Source organism: Pseudomonas sp. TE12234, from assembly GCF_054061835.1.
In genome coordinates this window covers 1-3,366 of sequence record NZ_JBSSEP010000038.1, presented here as the reverse complement: position 1 = coordinate 3,366, position 3,366 = coordinate 1, and the positions used below count along the sequence as shown (strand labels likewise).

Below are 3,366 nucleotides of genomic sequence, written 5' to 3'. Positions count from 1 at the left end.
GCTCTTTAACAACTGAATCAAGCAATTCGTGTGGGTGCTTGTGGAGTCAGACTGCTAGTCAACAGATTATCAGCATCACAAGTTACTCCGCGAGAAATCAAAGATGTAACCAACGATTGCTGAGCCAAGTTTAGGGTTTTCTCAAAACCCAAAGATGTTTGAACTGAAGAGTTTGATCATGGCTCAGATTGAACGCTGGCGGCAGGCCTAACACATGCAAGTCGAGCGGATGAAGAGAGCTTGCTCTCTGATTCAGCGGCGGACGGGTGAGTAATGCCTAGGAATCTGCCTGGTAGTGGGGGACAACGTTTCGAAAGGAACGCTAATACCGCATACGTCCTACGGGAGAAAGCAGGGGACCTTCGGGCCTTGCGCTATCAGATGAGCCTAGGTCGGATTAGCTAGTTGGTGAGGTAATGGCTCACCAAGGCGACGATCCGTAACTGGTCTGAGAGGATGATCAGTCACACTGGAACTGAGACACGGTCCAGACTCCTACGGGAGGCAGCAGTGGGGAATATTGGACAATGGGCGAAAGCCTGATCCAGCCATGCCGCGTGTGTGAAGAAGGTCTTCGGATTGTAAAGCACTTTAAGTTGGGAGGAAGGGTTGTAGATTAATACTCTGCAATTTTGACGTTACCGACAGAATAAGCACCGGCTAACTCTGTGCCAGCAGCCGCGGTAATACAGAGGGTGCAAGCGTTAATCGGAATTACTGGGCGTAAAGCGCGCGTAGGTGGTTTGTTAAGTTGGATGTGAAAGCCCCGGGCTCAACCTGGGAACTGCATTCAAAACTGACAAGCTAGAGTATGGTAGAGGGTGGTGGAATTTCCTGTGTAGCGGTGAAATGCGTAGATATAGGAAGGAACACCAGTGGCGAAGGCGACCACCTGGACTGATACTGACACTGAGGTGCGAAAGCGTGGGGAGCAAACAGGATTAGATACCCTGGTAGTCCACGCCGTAAACGATGTCAACTAGCCGTTGGGAGCCTTGAGCTCTTAGTGGCGCAGCTAACGCATTAAGTTGACCGCCTGGGGAGTACGGCCGCAAGGTTAAAACTCAAATGAATTGACGGGGGCCCGCACAAGCGGTGGAGCATGTGGTTTAATTCGAAGCAACGCGAAGAACCTTACCAGGCCTTGACATCCAATGAACTTTCCAGAGATGGATTGGTGCCTTCGGGAACATTGAGACAGGTGCTGCATGGCTGTCGTCAGCTCGTGTCGTGAGATGTTGGGTTAAGTCCCGTAACGAGCGCAACCCTTGTCCTTAGTTACCAGCACGTGATGGTGGGCACTCTAAGGAGACTGCCGGTGACAAACCGGAGGAAGGTGGGGATGACGTCAAGTCATCATGGCCCTTACGGCCTGGGCTACACACGTGCTACAATGGTCGGTACAGAGGGTTGCCAAGCCGCGAGGTGGAGCTAATCCCATAAAACCGATCGTAGTCCGGATCGCAGTCTGCAACTCGACTGCGTGAAGTCGGAATCGCTAGTAATCGCGAATCAGAATGTCGCGGTGAATACGTTCCCGGGCCTTGTACACACCGCCCGTCACACCATGGGAGTGGGTTGCACCAGAAGTAGCTAGTCTAACCTTCGGGAGGACGGTTACCACGGTGTGATTCATGACTGGGGTGAAGTCGTAACAAGGTAGCCGTAGGGGAACCTGCGGCTGGATCACCTCCTTAATCGACGACTCAGCTGCTCCATAAGTTCCCACACGAATTGCTTGATTCATTGAAGAAGACGATAGAAGCAGCCCGAAATTGGGTCTGTAGCTCAGTTGGTTAGAGCGCACCCCTGATAAGGGTGAGGTCGGCAGTTCGAATCTGCCCAGACCCACCAATTTTGTGTGGGAAACGCCTGTAGAAATACGGGGCCATAGCTCAGCTGGGAGAGCGCCTGCCTTGCACGCAGGAGGTCAGCGGTTCGATCCCGCTTGGCTCCACCACTACTGCTTCTGAAGTTTGAAAGCTTAGAAATGAGCATTCCATCGAGATGATGGTGAATGTTGATTTCTAGTCTTTGACTAGATCGTTCTTTAAAAATTTGGGTATGTGATAGAAAGATAGACTGAACGTTACTTTCACTGGTAACGGATCAGGCTAAGGTAAAATTTGTGAGTTGCTCTTTGAGCAATGCGAATTTTCGGCGAATGTCGTCTTCACAGTATAACCAGATTGCTTGGGGTTATATGGTCAAGTGAAGAAGCGCATACGGTGGATGCCTTGGCAGTCAGAGGCGATGAAAGACGTGGTAGCCTGCGAAAAGCTTCGGGGAGTCGGCAAACAGACTTTGATCCGGAGATGTCTGAATGGGGGAACCCAGCCATCATAAGATGGTTATCTTAAGCTGAATACATAGGCTTAAGAGGCGAACCAGGGGAACTGAAACATCTAAGTACCCTGAGGAAAAGAAATCAACCGAGATTCCCTTAGTAGTGGCGAGCGAACGGGGACTAGCCCTTAAGTGGCTTTGAGATTAGCGGAACGCTCTGGAAAGTGCGGCCATAGTGGGTGATAGCCCTGTACGCGAAAATCTCTTAGTCATGAAATCGAGTAGGACGGAGCACGAGAAACTTTGTCTGAATATGGGGGGACCATCCTCCAAGGCTAAATACTACTGACTGACCGATAGTGAACTAGTACCGTGAGGGAAAGGCGAAAAGAACCCCGGAGAGGGGAGTGAAATAGATCCTGAAACCGTATGCGTACAAGCAGTGGGAGCAGACTTTGTTCTGTGACTGCGTACCTTTTGTATAATGGGTCAGCGACTTATTTTCAGTGGCGAGCTTAACCGAATAGGGGAGGCGTAGCGAAAGCGAGTCTTAATAGGGCGTCTAGTCGCTGGGAATAGACCCGAAACCGGGCGATCTATCCATGGGCAGGTTGAAGGTTAGGTAACACTGACTGGAGGACCGAACCGACTACCGTTGAAAAGTTAGCGGATGACCTGTGGATCGGAGTGAAAGGCTAATCAAGCTCGGAGATAGCTGGTTCTCCTCGAAAGCTATTTAGGTAGCGCCTCATGTATCACTGTAGGGGGTAGAGCACTGTTTCGGCTAGGGGGTCATCCCGACTTACCAAACCGATGCAAACTCCGAATACCTACAAGTGCCGAGCATGGGAGACACACGGCGGGTGCTAACGTCCGTCGTGAAAAGGGAAACAACCCAGACCGTCAGCTAAGGTCCCAAAGTTATGGTTAAGTGGGAAACGATGTGGGAAGGCTTAGACAGCTAGGAGGTTGGCTTAGAAGCAGCCACCCTTTAAAGAAAGCGTAATAGCTCACTAGTCGAGTCGGCCTGCGCGGAAGATGTAACGGGGCTCAAACCATACACCGAAGCTACGGGTATCA

The 3,366-nt window shown here is 51.0% G+C and carries 2 tRNA genes and 2 rRNA genes; all 4 read left to right on the top strand.

The annotated features are described in order from the left end of the window. Window positions 1–160 precede the first annotated feature (160 nt). A 16S ribosomal RNA gene (locus ACVWYU_RS30205) occupies window positions 161–1,697 on the top strand. 80 nt (window positions 1,698–1,777) lie between these two features. Next, window positions 1,778–1,854 (top strand) — tRNA-Ile (locus ACVWYU_RS30200). Between the two features lie 30 nt (window positions 1,855–1,884). Continuing rightward, window positions 1,885–1,960, top strand: a tRNA-Ala gene (locus ACVWYU_RS30195). Window positions 1,961–2,205: 245 nt separating this feature from the next. Then, a 23S ribosomal RNA gene (locus tag ACVWYU_RS30190) occupies window positions 2,206–3,366 on the top strand; the annotation flags it as partial.